Here is a 16343-nt window from a genome sequence, read left to right on the forward strand (position 1 = left end):
GTTCAGGCGACTGCGGGATTGGTGGCCAGCATGGCCTCCTTCCCCAGGATGGCCGCAGCGGCCAGGTGGCCGCTCATCGTGGCCCCTTCCATCGAATCGATGTAGTCCTGACGGGTGTAGCTGCCGGCGAGGAAGAAATTGGGCACGGGCGTGCGCTGCTCCGGTCGATAGGGCTCCATCCCCGGAGCTTCCCGATACAGCGACTGGGCCAGCTTCACCACGTTGCTCCAGGTGAGCGTGAGGTCGCTCGACGACGGGAAGAGGGCACGCACCTGGCGATCGGTGTGGGCCACGATCTCCTCCACCGACTTCGGAATCCAGGGATCGCCGGGGGTGAGGACGCACTGGAGCAAGGACCCCTGACCCTCCTTGCGGTAGTCCTCGGGGCTGGCCAGGGCCAGGTCGGCAAAACAGCTGAAATCCGCATCGGCGGTGTACAGCAGGTTGTTCAAACCCGCGGGCTGGGAGCAATCCTGGCGGCGGCGACTGTCATCAAGCTCGGTCACCCAGCCGTCGTAGCGCAGTTGCACCGTGGCCACGGGCACGGCCTCGAGCTGATCAATCGCCGCAAACTGGGGGAAGCGCTTCCAGTCGTCTGGAAGGAGGCGCTGAATGCCGGGAACATCACAGGCCGCGAGATAGGCATCCGCCTCCACCGTGATCTCGCCATCCGGCGTGCCGAGCTGCAAGCCAGTGATTTCAGGCGTTTCGCCGGCGCTGCACAGCACAGCCTTGACGCGGTGGCGCAGATGCAGCTGGGCACCACGGGCCTGGATGTACTCCAGGATCGGACCCGTGAGCCAGCGATGGGGCGACCCTTTGAGCAGATTGAGCTTGGAGGCTTCCGTCTTCGCAGCAAACATCATGAAGATGGTGAGCATGCAACGGGCCGAGATCGCCTCGCAGTCAATGAACCCCAGGGCGTAAGCGATCGGGTTCCACATCCTGCGGATGCTCTCCATGCTGCCGCCATGGCCGAGAAACCAGGCTTGGAAACTCACCACATCAAGGGCCCGGATCGTCCGCATCGCCCCCTCGTAATCCACCAGGCCACGCACGATCGGACTCGTGCCTAACGCCAGAGCGTTGCGCAGTTTGTCGATCCAGCTCAACTGGGGCGTGGTGAAAAACGCTTTGAGGCCATTGAAGGGGGCACCGACCGGGAAACGGAAATCGAGCTCGCGCAGATCACCACCCCGATTCACGAAGAGATGGGTGTGATCCTTCGGCAGCAGGTTCTCAATCGCCCCCACCTTGCGCATCAAGGCGAACAGGTTGGCGTAATTGAAAAAGAACACATGCAATCCCATCTCAATGTGATTGCCGTCGTCATCGACCCAACTGCCCACCTTGCCGCCCATGAAGGGACGGGCCTCGTAGAGCGAAACGTCGTGGCCGGCGTCGACCAGATCCACTGCGGCGGCCAGCCCGGCCAATCCAGCGCCCACGATCGCGACCCGCACGGGCAGCCCCTGCCAACAACGGCACGACTCTATGAATCGGCAGGTCGCAGCGGGGCTCCATACAGTGAGAGGAGGTCTGATCCCCATCCACGTGAGCAGCACCACCCCCACAACGGATTCCTCCGTCAGCAGCGCCGCCCCACACACCGGCAAAGACGGCAAGGGCATCCTGATCACCGCCACGGCCATGCAGCAGCTGGCGAAACTGTGCCGGGAGCAGGGTGAGGATCAGGTGCTCCGGGTCGGCGTGCGGTCCGGCGGCTGCAGCGGCATGAGCTACACGATGGACTTCGAGCCGGCCGACGCCATCGTTGAAGGGGATGAGGTGTACGACTACCGCGCCCCTGACGGGGCCGATTTCCGCGTGGTCTGCGACCCCAAGAGCCTGCTCTACATCTATGGAATGCAGCTCGACTTCAGTACGGCCCTGATCGGCGGCGGATTCAATTTCACCAATCCCAACGCCACCCAGACCTGTGGTTGCGGCAGCTCCTTCGCTGTCTGATCGTCCCCATGGGAATCTGAGGGATGCACGCACCTGCGATCGGTGATGGAGTCAACTCAGGAGAGCCTGTTTGAGCAGGCGATGGCCCGCTATCAGAACGGGGCCCCGGCGGCGGAGCTGCTGGATGACTTCATCACCATCACCGAAGCCGCCCCCCGTCAGTCGGCGGGTTGGACCTGCCTGGCCTGGTTGCAGCTCCTCTGTGATCAGCCAGAGGCGGCCCTGCGCTCAGCCCGCACCGCCGTGAAACTCAACCCCCAGGATCCGCAAGCCCGGATCAACCTGAGTCTGGCCATGCTCGAAACCAAGTCCAAGGGCGTGCGGGATCAGATCGAGATGGTGCAGCAGGTGCTGGCGATGGCGCCCGATGTGGGCCAGGAGCTGCAGGCGTCGATTGCCGATGGCTTCCAGCGGCGCCCCGGCTGGCCCGCACTCACCAAGGTGAAGAACTGGCTGGAGCTCTGACGTGGCCCGTGTGCTGCTGCTCAGCAACGGACATGGCGAAGATCTCTCCGGCGCCCTGCTGGGGGCGGCCCTGCGGGAGCGAAACCATCAGGTGGAGGCCTTACCCCTGGTGGGCAACGGCCACCCCTACCGGGACGCCGGACTGCCTCTGATCCTGAAGACCCGTGAATTCAGCACCGGAGGGTTGGGGTACACCAGCCTGCGCGGACGCCTCACCGAACTGGTGCAGGGCCAGGTGCTACATCTGCTCGGTGGCGTGGTGAAGCTGTTGCGGGTCGCCCATCGCTACGACCTGGTGGTAGTGATCGGCGATGTAATCCCGGTGATGGCGGCCTGGCTCAGTCGCCGACCTGTGGTCACCTACCTGGTGGCCTATTCGAGCCACTACGAAGGCCGTCTGCGCCTGCCCTGGCCCTGCGGCGAGTGTCTCTCGAGCCGACGATGCCGTGCCGTGTTCAGCCGCGATCAGCTGAGTGCCGACGACCTCAGCCAGCAACTGCAGCGACCGGTGCGCTTTCTCGGCAACCCCTTCATGGATCCGGTGCTGCAGCCCCAGCCCCCCCTGCCCCCCAGCCGGCGAAGGATCGGACTCCTCCCCGGCAGCCGACGGCCGGAGCTGGAACAGAACCTGCGGCTGCTGCTGAGGGTGGTGGAGCAGCTGCCGGAACCCTTGCTCGCCAGCGGCGAGCTGGCGATGGATCTCGCCCTGGTGCATGGCCTGGACGACACCGCCCTGGCCGCCCTGGCCCAGGCCGAGGGCTGGAGGTTGCAGCCGGGCGATGGCCGGGATCAGCAGCAGCGACTGGAGCGAGGACAAAGGCGGATCCAGGTACAACGCAGCCGTTTCACGGCTGTGCTGCAAAGCTCCGATCTCCTGCTCTGCATGGCCGGCACGGCGGCGGAACAGGCGGTGGGACTGGCCAAACCGGTGCTGCAACTTGTTGGTGAAGGCCCCCAATTCACCCCCGAGTTCGCCGAAGCGCAGCGGCGCCTGCTCGGACCGACCGTGTTCTGCGCCAAGGGCCCCGTCGGCAGCCCCGACACCCTGAAGGCCACAGCCGCACTGGCGCTCGAGTTGCTCGAGCGCAGCGTCTCGGATCCAGACCTCCAGGAACGCTGCAGGCGCGAAGCGACCCGGCGCCTCGGCAGCATGGGTGGGGCCGCGGGGCTCAGCGGCGCGGCACGGATCGCTGAGGCGATCGATGATCAGCTGCAAGAGCAGCACCCACGGCACCCCAGAACTCGGGCATGAACAAGACAGCCTCAGAATCCCTCTGGAAGCGCTGGCTGGACCGGCTGCTGGTGCTGGATGTGTTTGTGGTGCTCGCAGGAGCGCTCTGGTTCGCAGCGGCCGTGGTGGCGAGCAGCCAGGGGCTTGAGGCGCCGCTGCGTCAGTTCCAGCGGCTCTGGGAGCCCCTGTTCACCCCGGCCATCGGCCTACTGATCGCCGCGGCCCTGGTGAACGGCATCAGCTCCTGGTGGCAGCGTCGAGCGCTGCAGGCAGGGCGGGATAGCGAAACATGAATCCGAGGCCATCCAGGCGCTCGGAGCGGACCTGCTGACCCTCCAGCACCACCCGGGCCCCATCACCGAGGAGCAGCTGCAGCACAGGCCCCGGCACCGGCAACAAGCTCGGGCGACCGAGACTGCGGCCGAGCGCCGTAGCGAACGCTCCCATGCGCACCGGCTCCGGCGCCACACCATTGACCACCCCAGTCCAGGCCGAATCCTCCAGAGCCACCGCAATCAGACGGCAGAGATCGGTGCGATGAATCCAGCTCATCCACTGACGACCATCACCGATCGGTCCACCGAAACCGGCGCGGAACACGGGCAGCATCTTGCCCAGGGCGCCGCCATCAGGGGCCAGAACGATGCCGATGCGCACCACCACCAACCGAGTCGCGGCGGGTTTGCCTGCAGCCGCCGCTTCCCAGGCGGTGCAGAGCTGGGCGAGTCGATCAGCTCCAGCCCCACTGCTCTCCAGAAAACAGGCGTCAGCAGCGGTGCCATAGAAGCCCACCGCGGAGGCATTCACGAGCACGGAAGGCGGCGTGTCGAGGCCCGCCATGGCCGCAACACAATGGCGGGTGGTGTGGAGACGGCTGTCTTCGAGCAGCTGCACGTGCGCCGGCGTCCAGCGCTGCTCAGCAATCGGCTCACCGGCGAGATTCACCACCCCATCCGCAGCCGCCAGAGCCTGATGCAACGGCCCTTCAGGCGCCCAGGCATCGGCCTGAGCCGGATCCAGCTGCAGCCAGGTGAGGGGCTGGGCCAGGGAGGGACACGCCACGGCCTGGGGGCGCCGGCTCACCACGGTGAGATCGTGCCCGGCGGCCTGGAGCATCGGGATCAGCTCACGCCCCACCAGACCGGTGCATCCGAGCAGAAGCAGGCGCATGGGGTTCGTCCAGGCAAGGGCCCGCAGGCTAAGGGGCCTGGGCCTCCGCAATCGGCACGGTGATCTTCATGCGGCGGGCGAGCGGCACGAGGGCGAAACCCTGAATGAACAGACCGCAGAGCACCACCGCCAGAGCCAACGGCGGCATCTCCTCCCCCCAGCTCACCCCAGACGCCCAGGCATCGATCGCCAGGGCGATCGGCACGGCGCCACGGAGCCCGGCCCAGCAGATGAACATGCGCTCAGGCGGGCGGAAGGTTGTGCGCAACAGCAGGGTCTGCACGATCACGAGTCGCACCAGCTGCATCACCAGAAAGAGCAACAAGCCCCAGCCAGCCGCAAACACCACGTTCTGCGGCTCCACCACCAGCCCCATGCAGAGGAACAACACCAGCTCCGCCATTTTGGCGAAGCTGGCGTGGGCTTCCTCCAGGGCCGCCTGATCCAGGCTGGGGCCATTGCCGAGCACGAGGCCGGCCACATAGGCGGCCAGCAGCGGGCTGCCCCCCATCAAGGCGGTGCCGCCGCTGAGCACCATCAGCAACGCCAGGCTCACCACAGGGAGCATGGTGGTTTGGTTGAGGCTGGTGCGACTGCCGAGCAACTGCACGGTGAGACTGCCGCCGAGGAAGCCGATCAGGATGCCGAGCAGAAACTGACGAATCACGTCGATCACCAGATCGGCCGGTGCCACGCCTTCCCCACCCGCCAGGGCGAGGGCAACGCCCGCGAGCACCACCGCCATCGGATCGTTAAAGCCAGATTCGGTTTCGATCAGATCGATCAAGGGCTGGGGCAACTGGCCAGCCAGGGGCCGCAGCAGGGCCAGCACCGCCGAGGCATCGGTGCTCCCCACCATGGCGCCCACGAACAGGGCTTTCGGCAGCAGCTCCAGCACGGGTCGGTCGCCCTGCAGCACCCCGAAGCCGATCAGCACGGCGGCGGTGAGCACGGAGGTGAGCACCACCCCCAGGGTGGCGAGGCGGGCGGCCGGTCGGATCACGGCCCGCACCTCAGCCCAGTTGGTGGTGAGACCACCAAAAAAGAGCACCAGCACCAGAGCCACCTGGGTGATCTGCTCGGCATGGCTCAGGTTGAGCAGAGAGGCCGTGCCGGAGGCCACCTCCATCTTGTTGTCGATCAGCAGACCGAGCATCAGCACCATCAGGATGCCGGGCACGCGAATCCGAGCCGCCAAATCATCGAGCAGCACGGCCACCAGCAACAACCCCCCGAAGGCGAGCAGATACACCGCCAGTTGATGGGCCAAAGACTCGATGCAACATCGCGATCGTTTTAGCCTGCAATTCAGCAAGCGCTCCGTGATGGCCGAAACAGCCCCTGCCCTGAAGAAAGGCGCCCTGGTGCGGGTCAATCGCCAGGCCTACACCGGCAGTGTGGAGGCAGCGGCCAGCGATCCATCCGCACCGGCCTACATCTTTGAAGGGCCTGGAGAATTGCTGGCGATCCAGGGGGACTACGGCCAGGTGCGCTGGCGCCGTCCGGTGCCGGATGTGTGGCTGAAGCTGGCTCAGCTCGAGGCCTGCGACTGAAGCGTCGCTTCCACCTCCTGCACAGCGCGAGGAATCGAGCGGCCGGCAGCGGGAAGACGCCAGAGCGCGCCAGACAACACAGCGCTGAGATCATCGAGCGCCACCAAGAGCGCCCCATCACCATGGCGCCGACGCGCGGCTTCCATCACCCGACGCGCCTGGGCTGGGTTCCAAGCGGCGATCGACACGACCGCCCGATAGGCGCTGGGCCAGGGGTTCTGGGGCAGGGCCCGCTCCAGAGCAGCGAACTGACGGTCCGCCTCCGCCGGCCGATTCGCCAGCACCGCCAACAAGGCCAGACTCCAACGTGGTTCCACGGCCTCGGGATCCAGGCGAAGCGCTTGCTCCGCCTGGCGCTGGACCCGATCGCGATACAACTGATGGCCATCGAGCATGTGCTCGACACCCACGGCCGCGAACAAGGGATCCAGGCCGGCCGGCCCCTGGGCCAGACCGCTGGCGAGAGCAGGAAATTGCGTGGCAAACTCTGCCGGTGCCGGCGCCTGCGCACGCCGCCTCCAGAGGGAATAACTCCCCACCTGGGGCCGTGAAAAGCGCTCCACCCGTTCAAACACACCGCTGCTGCGCACGGCTTGATCGAGTCGCCGCGCGCTTTTGCGCACCGACCCCTGATCCCCTTCCGCGAGCAACACCCACTCCGCCCTGGCCAGAACGGGTTCCACATCGCCCCGGCTGCTGCCGAGCTGGCGCCCCACCAGTTGTCCGCCCTGGCGACGGCCGTAGTAACTGACGTTGTGCTGATTGAGATCCGGAGTACTCGGCACCACGATCAAGGTGGTGGGTCGCCCATCGGCCCGGGCACCGCCGGCTCGACGGACAATCGCATCCAACGGCCCCTGATGGCGGTTCTGCAGTCGGGCCAGCTGGGCGGACCAGGCGGCGGGCCCACAGGACAGCAGCCCTGACATCAGGGCGACCGGTGCCAACCAGAACTGCAACCCTGGCCAACGGCCGCGCAACCAGAGGCCCCACTGCCACCAGCCTCGCGCCAGAAGCAGGATCAGGGCCGGCAGCAGGGGGGCGATGTAGCGATCGTCTTTGTTGGGGCTGAGGCTGGTGACCAGCCAGCCAACCAGCAGCGTCACCACCAGAAACCGCCAGGCCTGAGGCTCATCGCCGCTGTGGCGGCGGCGCTGCCAGCACCAGAGCACAACCCCAGCACAGCCCACCGCGAGCATCACCGCGCCGATCTGGGCAGGCAGCAGTCGGGGGTACCAGAGCCAGCCGCTCAGGCTGAGCGGCCCAGGGTCTCCCTCCCGGGCTGCCGACTCGAGCACAGCCCGGTTAGTGCCACCCAGGGTGGTGATCCAGTTGTGCCGCAGCCAGGGCAGCACGCCGGCGAGCACCACAGCCACCCCTGCCAACCACTGCAGGCGGCGCCCCTCGCCCCGACGCCAGGCGCCCCAACTCACCCAGGTCAGAGCCGGAAGCAGCACCAGCAGGGAACTCTGTTTCACGAGAAGCGCTCCGGTGCAGGCGAGGGCGGCCGTGAGGGCCTGCAGCCACTGCCCGCCCTCCAGGGGATGCCACCAACGGCTGAGCCGCCAGAGGGCGAGGGTCACCATCGCCGTGAGGGCCATCTCCAGCACGTAATCGCTTCGCAACTCCAGCAAGGCCGGTGCCAGGGCCACCAACAGGGCCGCCAGCAAGGCAAAGGCGCGCGACTCCACCAAAGAACGACGCAACGTCAGCGCCCAGGAGGCCACTGCCCACAAGAGCACGCCGTGCCAGAGGCTGAGGCTCCAGGCCGCCTGGGACGGATCATCTCCGGCCCAGGCCATCACGGTGCCATTCACCAGCGAAGCCAAGGGGGGAATCTTGGGCGATAGATCCAGCAGAGAGTTCCAGCCCTGCCAGGCACCACCTGGCAGCAGCCCGAGCGCGCGGCCGTGATCGAGAGCACTGTTGAGGTAGTCGGCCTGGTCCCAGGCCGGCAGGCCGTCGTTCAACGTCCACCAGAGCCGATCAGCGCCGGTGGCGACCAGCCAGATCCCGAGCAGCAGGGCACGAAAGAGCCAGGGGCCCATCAACCGATCTCCAGACGCCCGCGCTCCTCATGCAGGCGCTGCCGGCGACGCTTCGCCTCCCGCAGCATCTCCCGACCGTCGTGGAGGTAGTTGTCCACGTAACCCATCGTGTAGCGGTCCAATTCGTTGAGGGCATCCTCCACCTGGGAGAGGCAGTGGTACACGCTCAGGCCGAAACCCCTGGCCGAAGCCGGTGTCGGCAGGGATTGATAGAGAGTTTTCACCTTGTCGATGCGGGCGCGACTCTGCTCCAAGTAGGCACAGAACGCCTCCATCAGGGTGTCGTCGTAGGGATCGGCGGAGAGGGCGCGCAGCTGGGCCGGAAAGGCATTGATCACCTGGCCCAGCTGGCGATCGATCGGCCCATACACCGCCTGCAGCCACTGCACCAGAGCGTCATCGGCGCAGGCGCCCCGGCCGGTGGAGCGACTGGCGGCCTGAGCCGCACGGGCATTGCGGGCACCACGGCGCCGGGCCTCTTCCTGGCCATCGCCGGCTGAAGCGAGGCTGCGATCGCGATCGAAAGCCCGGCGGCGCTCGGCATCCCCGAGCAGTTCCCAGGCGGCATTGAGCGCCAGGATCCGCTCCTCATCGCCGCCGGCATCGGGGTGATGTTCCTTCACCAGACGCCGATAGGCCGCCTTGACCTCCCCATGACTGGCGCTGGGACCGAGTCCCAGCACCCGATAGGGATCGCCGCCATGGGCGTCGAGCTGGGGCGAGCGACTCACAACTGACCATCCCGCCGGGCTGGTGCCGCAGGCGCGCTGCTGAACATCGGCGTGGAGAGATACCGCTCCCCAAAGCTGGCGAGGATCACCACGATGCGGCGGCCGGCCATCGCCGGACGCTGGCCGATCCGGAGCGCTGCCGCCACTGCCGCACCACTGCTGACGCCACTGAGGAGTCCCTCCTCCCGGGCCAGACGGCGACCCATCGCCATCGCCTCCTCATCGCTGATGGCCACGATCTCATCGATCAACGCAGCCTCGAGCACGGGAGGCACAAAACCGGCGCCGATGCCCTGAATGCGGTGGGGGCCGGGATCCCCACCCGCCAGCACCGGACTGGCCGCCGGCTCCACCGCCACCACCTGCAGGCCCGGGCACCGGGGCTTGAGCACCTGAGCACAGCCGGTGAGGGTGCCGCCGGTGCCAACGCCAGCAACGAAGGCATCCAAGGCGCCGCCGGTGTCAGCCCAGATTTCTTCGGCGGTGGTGGCCGCGTGCACGGCGGGATTGGCCGGATTGTCGAACTGCTGCAGCAGATAGGCCCCGGGGATCTCCGCCACGAGCTGGCGCGCCAGGGCAATCGCCCCCTGCATCCCCTCCGCCCCTGGAGTGAGCTGAAGTTCGGCGCCATAGGCCCGGAGCATGGAACGGCGCTCCGTGCTCATCGTGTCGGGCATGGTGAGAATCAGTCTGTAGCCGCGGGCGGCGGCCACCATGGCCAGGGCGATGCCGGTGTTGCCACTGGTGGGCTCCACCAGCACGGTGCGCCCGGGGTGGATCGTGCCACTGGCTTCCGCAGCCTGCACCATCGCCCCGGCGATCCGGTCTTTCACCGAGGCGGTGGGATTGAAGCTTTCCAGCTTCGCCAGGATCTCCGCCTGGCAGCCGCAGGCGGCCGGTAAACGGTTCAGCCGCACCAAAGGGGTGCGGCCCACCAGCGCAGTGATGTCGTCGGCGATCGGCATGGGGAGGCCGTCGGGGCTGCTCCCATCCAATCAAAGGATGTCGGCCGGAGACCCAGGCCGGATCAGAATTTGAAAGTGGTTTGAATCACGCCGCCGAAGAGGCTGAAGTTGCCGTCGTAGCCGCTCCCCTGGCGGGTGAGATTGGAGGTGAACTGACCCATCGGGCGCGACAGATAGAACACACTGGGTGCGACCTGGATGTTGTCGGTCACCTGGAAGGAGTAATACAACTCGAAGGCATAGTTGCCATCAAAGGGAGTGGACCCACCATCGAGACCCGTGGCAAACACGGGCTGCCCCACGGCGAAGCCCAGGTCGTTCCCTTTCAGGCCCACATCCGACCATTTGATGCCGGTGAACCAGCTCTGACTGTTGAGAGGCGAACCCGACACTTTGTTGGCGGCGCTCACCTGGTTGTATCCCCAACCCACCGACACCGATGGAACCCAACCACTGTTCTGAGGCTGCCAGTAGGCATTCACGGCATAGCTGTTCGTGGAGCTCGCGATCGGCTCCGAGGCCCCATTGGCCAGGGTGGCGGTGCAGCTGTTGTTGTAGCCATTGGCGGCCACAAACTCGGTGGCGTGGCGGAAGCCGGTGCCGCACTGTCCGTAGCGGTAGGCCAGGGCCGCACCGAATCGAGGTCCGCTGTAGCCAAGCTGGGCCGTGAGGTTGCCTTCCGAGCGATCGGTCATGAAGCCGCCACTGTTGGGATCCGAGGTGTTGCCCTCTGCGGCGACATAGTTCACCGACACGCTCCAGGCAGGGTCACCCTTGCTAGTGGCCTGTTTCCAGTAACCACCGATCATCTGACCCGTGGCCTTGTTGTACACCCCGGTCGCACCCCCAAGCGAAAAGACTTCAAGGGTTTTCACGCCGCCTTTGTTGTAGACGGAGGGCCACATCGCCAGCATTTCAGTGTTTCTAGCAATCGCACCCGCAATGACTGTGAACCGATCCCCCACCGGGAAGCGATACCAGAGGCGATAGATGTTCAGAAAATTACTAGAGCCAGCTCCACTTGAACTGTCATAGGCCACGTCCAGCTGAGTGAGATTAATCCCACCACCATTGAGAGCATTGTTCTTGCCAAAATTACCAGCACGGAGGTAAGCAAGCAGCAGATCCTTCCCCGTGAAACTGGTCTCAAAGTAAAGACGCTGATCGTAATTGAAGGTGAAAGCGCCATACTCCTGGTTGTAAGCCTTGGCGCCACCATTGAGCCCGTTGCCGCTAAAGCTGCTGGCATCACGCGTCGCCCCATTGGGCAGAAGCTTCGATCCATTATCACCACTGGCATTGACGGCGCCGGTGATGAAGGTGGTTTGACCCTTCAGTTTGGTGGTGGTGGAGAACTGGGTTGCTTCCAGTTCGCCGACGCGGGCCTCGAGGCCATCCACACGACCCTTGAGGATCGCCAGTTCACGCTCGAATTCCTTCATCAGGCGCTTGAGCTCGTCGGTCACTTCGGTGACGCGGTCGAGACAGGCGTTCAGCAGGGCAGCCGCCTCAAAGCGGGTCATCGCCCGGTTGCCCCTGTAGGTGCCGTTGGGGTAGCCGGCAACGCAGCCGTAGCGCTCGATTAAGTTGCTCAGCGCCTGATAGGCCCAGTCGGTCGGAACCACATCCGAGAACTGGGTGATGCTGGTGACCTGCTCAAGGCTGTTGGGTGACGAGCTGCTGGCGTAGTCGGAAACGCCACGGATGTTTAGCGGTCTTGCGTTCAGCTCAGCGGCATGGGCCGATTGGCTGGTGTCAATCCCGGCGGCGGCGGCGAGCGATAGCACCACCACACCTGGAACAAGTGCGGTAACAGGGCGCATGCTGAGGCAGGCCACGGGGATGACATCGCATTGAATTGGGCTGAACGTAGGGACTGCCCCGTTAAGGAGGCATCAACACCAGGTGATGATTGTTTGCCTTTCATGCCACAAAAAAGCCCCCGGTGTTCCGGGGGCTGCAAGAGGCACAGTGAGGAGTGCCCGTTCTGTGGATGTGTGAGGAGTGAACCGATCCGATAGAACGGATCAGAACTTGAAGGTGGTCTGGATCAGGCCGCCCCAGAGGTTGAACTGACCGTCGTAACCGGCACCGTTCTGAACCAGATTGCGGGTGTTCTGGCCCATCGGACGGGACATGTAGAAGATCGCCGGGGTCACAGCGATGTTGTCGGTCACCTGGAAGTTGTAGTACCACTCGAAGACATAGTTGCCATCGAAGGGGGTGTCGCTACAGAAGCCATTGAACTTGCCGGTGCAGTCCTCAAGCTGGGTGGCGAAGGTGGGCTGACCGAAGGCGAAGCCAAAGTCGTTGCCCTTGAGGAACACGTCGTCCCACTTCATGCCCACCATCCAGCTCTGGCTGGTGACCGGGGAACCGGGCAGCTTGTCGTTGGTGGTGTTCTGGTTGATCGCCCAACCCACGGAGAAGGAGGGGATCCAGCCAGCGTTCTTGGGCTGCCAGTAGGCGTTCAGGGCGTAGCTGTTGGAGCTGCCACCGCTGCGCACGGCATAGCCGTTCTTGTCTTCGACATCAGAGAACAAGGAACCACCGGTCAGACCAGCAGCGTTGTACTGCTGCTGATAGCAATCGTTGTTCCACTTGCCGTCGAACTTGACGAATTCAGTACCGCGACGCAGGCCGTTGCCGGAATCACACTGGCCATAGCGGTAGGCGAAAGCCAGACCCCACTCAGGACCGCCGTAACCGATCTGAGCCAGGAAGCTGGCTTCAGAGTTGTCGGTCATGAAGCCACCCTCATTGGGGTTGGAGATGTTGCCGTTGCCGTCGTCAGCCACGTAGTTGACCGACACGCTGAAGGCGTTGGCGCCCTTCTTGGTGTTCTGCTTCCAGTAGGCACCGATCAGCTGACCGGTCTCCTTGTTGTACACACCACTGGTGCCCATCAGAGCGGTCCAGTCGAGGATCTTGGCGCCACCCTTGTTGTAGACCGAAGGCCAGAGAGCCAGAGCCTCGGTGTTACGAGCCAGAGCACCGGCGAAGAAGGTGAACTCCTTGCCAACCGGAAACTTGTAGTACAAGCGGTCCAGCTGCACAGTGTTGCTGATCACGCCAGTCACACCAGAGTCGGTGGCGATGTCCAGAGCGGTGAGGTTCACACCAGCGCCAGCAAAGGCGTTCTTACCCTTGGTGAAGTTGCCAGCGCGAAGGCGGGCATACAGCAAGTCCTTACCAGTGAAGCTGGTGTTGAACGCCAGACGCTGGTCGTAGTTGAAGGTCCAGGCGCCGTAGTTGGCGTTGTAGGCGTTAGCGCCACCCTTGTAACCGTTGGCGGCGTACGACTTGCTGTTCTTGTAGGTCTTGCCTTTGTCGGTGTAGCGCAGCACCGAGGCGGTACCGGTCACGCCATCAAACTTGTACTTCTGGTTCCGGTAGACGTACTTGGAACCGTTGTTGCCACCAGCGTTGACAGCACCGGTCACGAAGGTGGTCTGACCCTTCAGTTTGGTGGTGGTGGAGAACTGGGTCGCTTCCAGCTCGCCCACGCGGGCTTCGAGGCCATCCACACGACCCTTGAGGATCGCCAGCTCACGCTCGAATTCCTTCATCAGGCGCTTGAGCTCGTCGGTCACTTCGGTGACGCGGTCGAGACAGGCGTTGAGCAGGGCGGCCGCTTCAAAGCGGGTCATGGCGCGCTGACCGCGGTAGGTGCCGTTGGGGTAACCGGCAACGCAGCCGTAGCGCTCGATCAGGTTGCTCAGAGCCTGGTAAGCCCAGTCGGTCGGATACACATCCGAGAACTGGGTGATGCTGGTGACCTGCTCGCTGGAGCTGGCGTAGTCGGAAACGCCGTTGATGTTCAGCTCAGCAGCGTTGGCAGCCACAGGAGCCAGAAGGCCCAGGGCTGCAGGCGCCACCAGCAATTGCTGGAAGAGTTTCATTGGGGTCCTCACACCAAAATTGAGGGAAAAAGCCGCGGAAGGGAACAACGCAAGAAAATGCGCACACCCCCACGGACGTCCGCAAGGTACTCAGGCCACCCCAGCCGCGAACAGGAGGCCGGTCGAGAATCTGTCCAAAAAAAAGGCCCTCCGGCCAGTGACCGGAGGGCGAGGCGGGGGCGCGATGCCCCCAGGCACAGAGTCCTGAATCAGAACTTGAAGGTGGTCTTCACCAGACCGCCGAACTGGTTGTAGGAGACGCCTTGGGTCGCCGTACCTAGCGGACGGCTCAAATAGAAGATGGCGGGAGTGACCGAAATATTGTCGGTGACCTGGAACATGTACCACCACTCCCAGGCGTACTGACCATCACGCACCAACACATCCTCGGCATCAGAGGCCTGACGGTTAGAGAAGGTCTTGTTGCCGTCGAGACCCAAGGAGGTCACGAAGCCCTGCTGACCCACGGCCATACCGGCGCTGTTCCCTTTCAGGAACACATCAGCCCACTGCAGACCCACATACCAGGATTGGGTCGTGGCGCTGTCGAAGTCGTAACCGAGAAGCGTGGTGTCCTCAGCACCGCTGGTGCTGTTCAAGCCCCAGCCAGTAGAGATAGACGGGATCCAGCCGGCGTTTTCGGGCGTCCACCAGGCGCTGATACCCACAGAGTTGGTATTACCAAGGCTGCCCACCTGCGTAGCCAGAGGCGTCGCCGTTCCCTGGTACATATTGCCAAAGTTCTGAGAGCTGTAGTTGTAAGCAGCTGCCAGACCCCAGTTGTCCTTGGCGTAGGCAATCTGAACCGTTCCAGTGCCAGCAGAGCAATCAGTAGCTATGCCACCAGCAACGAAATTGCCATCGGCGTCAGTACAGGTGCGATTACCGTTGCCATCAAATGCCGTCGGCGCGGAGAAGTTCCCGTTACTTGACACATAGTTGGCACTGATGCTGAAGGCATCCTTTTGCCACCAGATACCAGCACCGGAACCGAGGTTCAGGTTGTAGGTCCCAGGTGCACCGGCGTAAGTGAAGAAGTCAAGAACGCTGTCGGCCGGATAGGCGCTCGGCCACACCGCCAGCATGTCGTCCTGACGCACGACACCACCAGCGGTCACGGTGAAGTCGCTACCGAGGGGGAACTGATAGAAGAGGCGATTCACAGTGATCGCATTGCCGATCGTACCTTCCTCGAAGGCCGTTTCCATGCCAGAAGCGGTGGCATAGGTGCCGCCGAAGGGACTGCCGATTCCGGTGGAAGCGTTAAAGCCGAAAGCACTGTTCTGGAAGTTGCCGGTGCGCAGACGCACTTTCAGCAGATCCTTACCCGTGAAGCTGGTGTCGAGATCCAGCTGCTGGTCGTAGTTGAAGACAGTGGCACCGAGGTTGGAATTGGCCAGGGTGGCCATTTTTTCGGTGTTCTTCGTGTCGCCCGCCGCAGTGATGGCTCGGTTGAAGATTCCGCGAACGGTTGTTGACTTCGGCATGGGATAACCGCCCACCAAGTCGCCGCTGGCATCAAACACGTTGATGTTCTTAGCGTTGCCACCGAAGGCATTGGCGCCAATCACGAAGGTGGTCTTGCCCTTCAGTTTGGTGGTGGTGGAGAACTGAGTTGCTTCAAGCTCGCCCACTTTGGCTTCGAGGCCATCCACGCGGCCCTTGAGGATGGCGAGCTCCTTCTCGAATTCCTTCATCAGGCGCTTGAGCTCGTCGGTCACTTCGGTGACGCGGTCGAGACAGGCGTTCAGCAGGGCGGCCGCTTCAAAGCGGGTCATGGCGCGCTGACCGCGGTAAGTGCCGTTGGGGTAACCGGCAACGCAGCCGTAGCGCTCGATCAGGTTGCTCAGAGCCTGGTAGGCCCAGTCGGTCGGATACACATCCGAGAACTGGGTGATGCTGGTGACCTGCTCGCTGGAGCTGGCGTAGTCGGAAACGCCATTGATGTTCAGCTCAGCGGCATTCGCGGCCACAGGAGCCAGAAGGCCCAGGGCTGCAGGCGCCACCAGCAATTGCTGGAAGAGTTTCATTGGGGTCCTCACACAGAACGGGCGCGATGCGCCAATCCGCAATGTGGGGGATTACCTGCCGTTAACCATCCCGGGATGTGACAGAGATTGCGATGTCCTGTAACAACGAGAACCAAAACCCAGGCAAACGGCTCGATCTGATACCAAATGCAGCGCGTCATCGAAACGCTCTGTGCAAAACGATACCCCCGACCGAAGACCGGCCGGGGGCTCTCGCCGGGTCCGCTCTGGCGCGGAACCGAATGATCAGTCAGATGGTGCCGTCAGCCGGCGTTCTCCG

The 16343-nt window shown here is 64.0% G+C and carries 14 protein-coding genes; 5 read left to right on the forward strand and 9 right to left on the reverse strand.

The window, feature by feature from the left end:
* Positions 1–2: 2 nt before the first annotated feature.
* Positions 3–1463, reverse strand: coding sequence for a 9,9'-di-cis-zeta-carotene desaturase (zds, locus tag SynWH8101_RS12490; RefSeq protein ID WP_130130026.1), 1461 nt, complete (start codon positions 1461–1463; stop codon positions 3–5).
* Positions 1464–1554: 91 nt separating this feature from the next.
* Between zds and SynWH8101_RS12495 the strand changes: the two genes are divergently transcribed.
* The 4 genes from SynWH8101_RS12495 to SynWH8101_RS12510 are packed head-to-tail and all read left to right on the forward strand — an operon-like array spanning position 1555 to position 3957.
* Positions 1555–1968 (forward strand): iron-sulfur cluster assembly accessory protein, encoded by a 414-nt coding sequence (locus SynWH8101_RS12495; protein ID WP_130130027.1) that lies wholly within the window; start codon positions 1555–1557, stop codon positions 1966–1968.
* 45 nt (positions 1969–2013) lie between these two features.
* Complete coding sequence (locus SynWH8101_RS12500; RefSeq protein ID WP_130130028.1) at positions 2014–2433, forward strand: M48 family metallopeptidase; 420 nt, start codon at positions 2014–2016, stop codon at positions 2431–2433.
* 1 nt (position 2434) lies between these two features.
* Positions 2435–3685 carry a lipid-A-disaccharide synthase-related protein gene (locus SynWH8101_RS12505; protein WP_130130029.1) on the forward strand — a complete coding sequence of 417 codons (1251 nt, stop codon included), beginning with the start codon at positions 2435–2437 and terminating at the stop codon, positions 3683–3685.
* The gene (locus SynWH8101_RS12510; RefSeq protein ID WP_130130030.1) at positions 3682–3957 is read left to right on the forward strand and encodes a hypothetical protein; all 276 of its coding nucleotides are present in this window, start codon (positions 3682–3684) and stop codon (positions 3955–3957) included. Before SynWH8101_RS12505 ends, SynWH8101_RS12510 begins: the two co-directional genes overlap by 4 nt.
* On the opposite strand, the gene SynWH8101_RS12515 is transcribed toward SynWH8101_RS12510, so the two are convergent.
* Entirely contained in the window at positions 3902–4834 is a 933-nt protein-coding gene (locus tag SynWH8101_RS12515) for a TIGR01777 family oxidoreductase (RefSeq protein WP_130130031.1), read from the reverse strand. The genes SynWH8101_RS12510 and SynWH8101_RS12515 overlap by 56 nt on opposite strands.
* Before the next feature lie 28 nt (positions 4835–4862).
* Entirely contained in the window at positions 4863–6104 is a 1242-nt protein-coding gene (locus SynWH8101_RS12520; protein ID WP_130130032.1) for a cation:proton antiporter, read from the reverse strand.
* A gap of 55 nt (positions 6105–6159) precedes the next feature.
* Here SynWH8101_RS12520 and ndhO point away from each other — a divergent pair, with 55 nt between their 5' ends.
* On the forward strand, positions 6160–6387 hold the full coding sequence (ndhO, locus tag SynWH8101_RS12525) for an NAD(P)H-quinone oxidoreductase subunit O (protein WP_130130033.1): 228 nt from the start codon (positions 6160–6162) through the stop codon (positions 6385–6387).
* Here the strand turns inward: ndhO and SynWH8101_RS12530 are convergent.
* From SynWH8101_RS12530 to SynWH8101_RS12555, 6 genes are all read right to left on the reverse strand, one after another.
* Positions 6366–8435, reverse strand: coding sequence for a phospholipid carrier-dependent glycosyltransferase (locus tag SynWH8101_RS12530; protein WP_130130034.1), 2070 nt, complete (start codon positions 8433–8435; stop codon positions 6366–6368). The genes ndhO and SynWH8101_RS12530 overlap by 22 nt on opposite strands.
* Positions 8435–9166, reverse strand: coding sequence for a J domain-containing protein (locus tag SynWH8101_RS12535; protein WP_130130035.1), 732 nt, complete (start codon positions 9164–9166; stop codon positions 8435–8437). The genes SynWH8101_RS12530 and SynWH8101_RS12535 overlap by 1 nt, the downstream gene beginning before the upstream one ends.
* Entirely contained in the window at positions 9163–10131 is a 969-nt protein-coding gene (gene cysK, locus SynWH8101_RS12540; protein ID WP_130130036.1) for a cysteine synthase A, read from the reverse strand. The genes SynWH8101_RS12535 and cysK overlap by 4 nt, the downstream gene beginning before the upstream one ends.
* 62 nt (positions 10132–10193) lie before the next feature.
* On the reverse strand, positions 10194–11954 hold the full coding sequence (locus SynWH8101_RS12545) for an iron uptake porin (protein WP_254427973.1): 1761 nt from the start codon (positions 11952–11954) through the stop codon (positions 10194–10196).
* A 204-nt stretch (positions 11955–12158) separates the two neighbouring features.
* Positions 12159–14033, reverse strand: coding sequence for an iron uptake porin (locus SynWH8101_RS12550; protein WP_130130037.1), 1875 nt, complete (start codon positions 14031–14033; stop codon positions 12159–12161).
* A gap of 209 nt (positions 14034–14242) precedes the next feature.
* Positions 14243–16063: an iron uptake porin gene (locus SynWH8101_RS12555; RefSeq protein WP_130130038.1), complete on the reverse strand. Its 1821-nt coding sequence runs from the start codon at positions 16061–16063 to the stop codon at positions 14243–14245.
* Positions 16064–16343: the final 280 nt, after the last annotated feature.

The sequence above is a fragment of the Synechococcus sp. WH 8101 genome (genome assembly GCF_004209775.1).
Taxonomy (GTDB): Bacteria; Cyanobacteriota; Cyanobacteriia; order PCC-6307; family Cyanobiaceae; genus Synechococcus_C.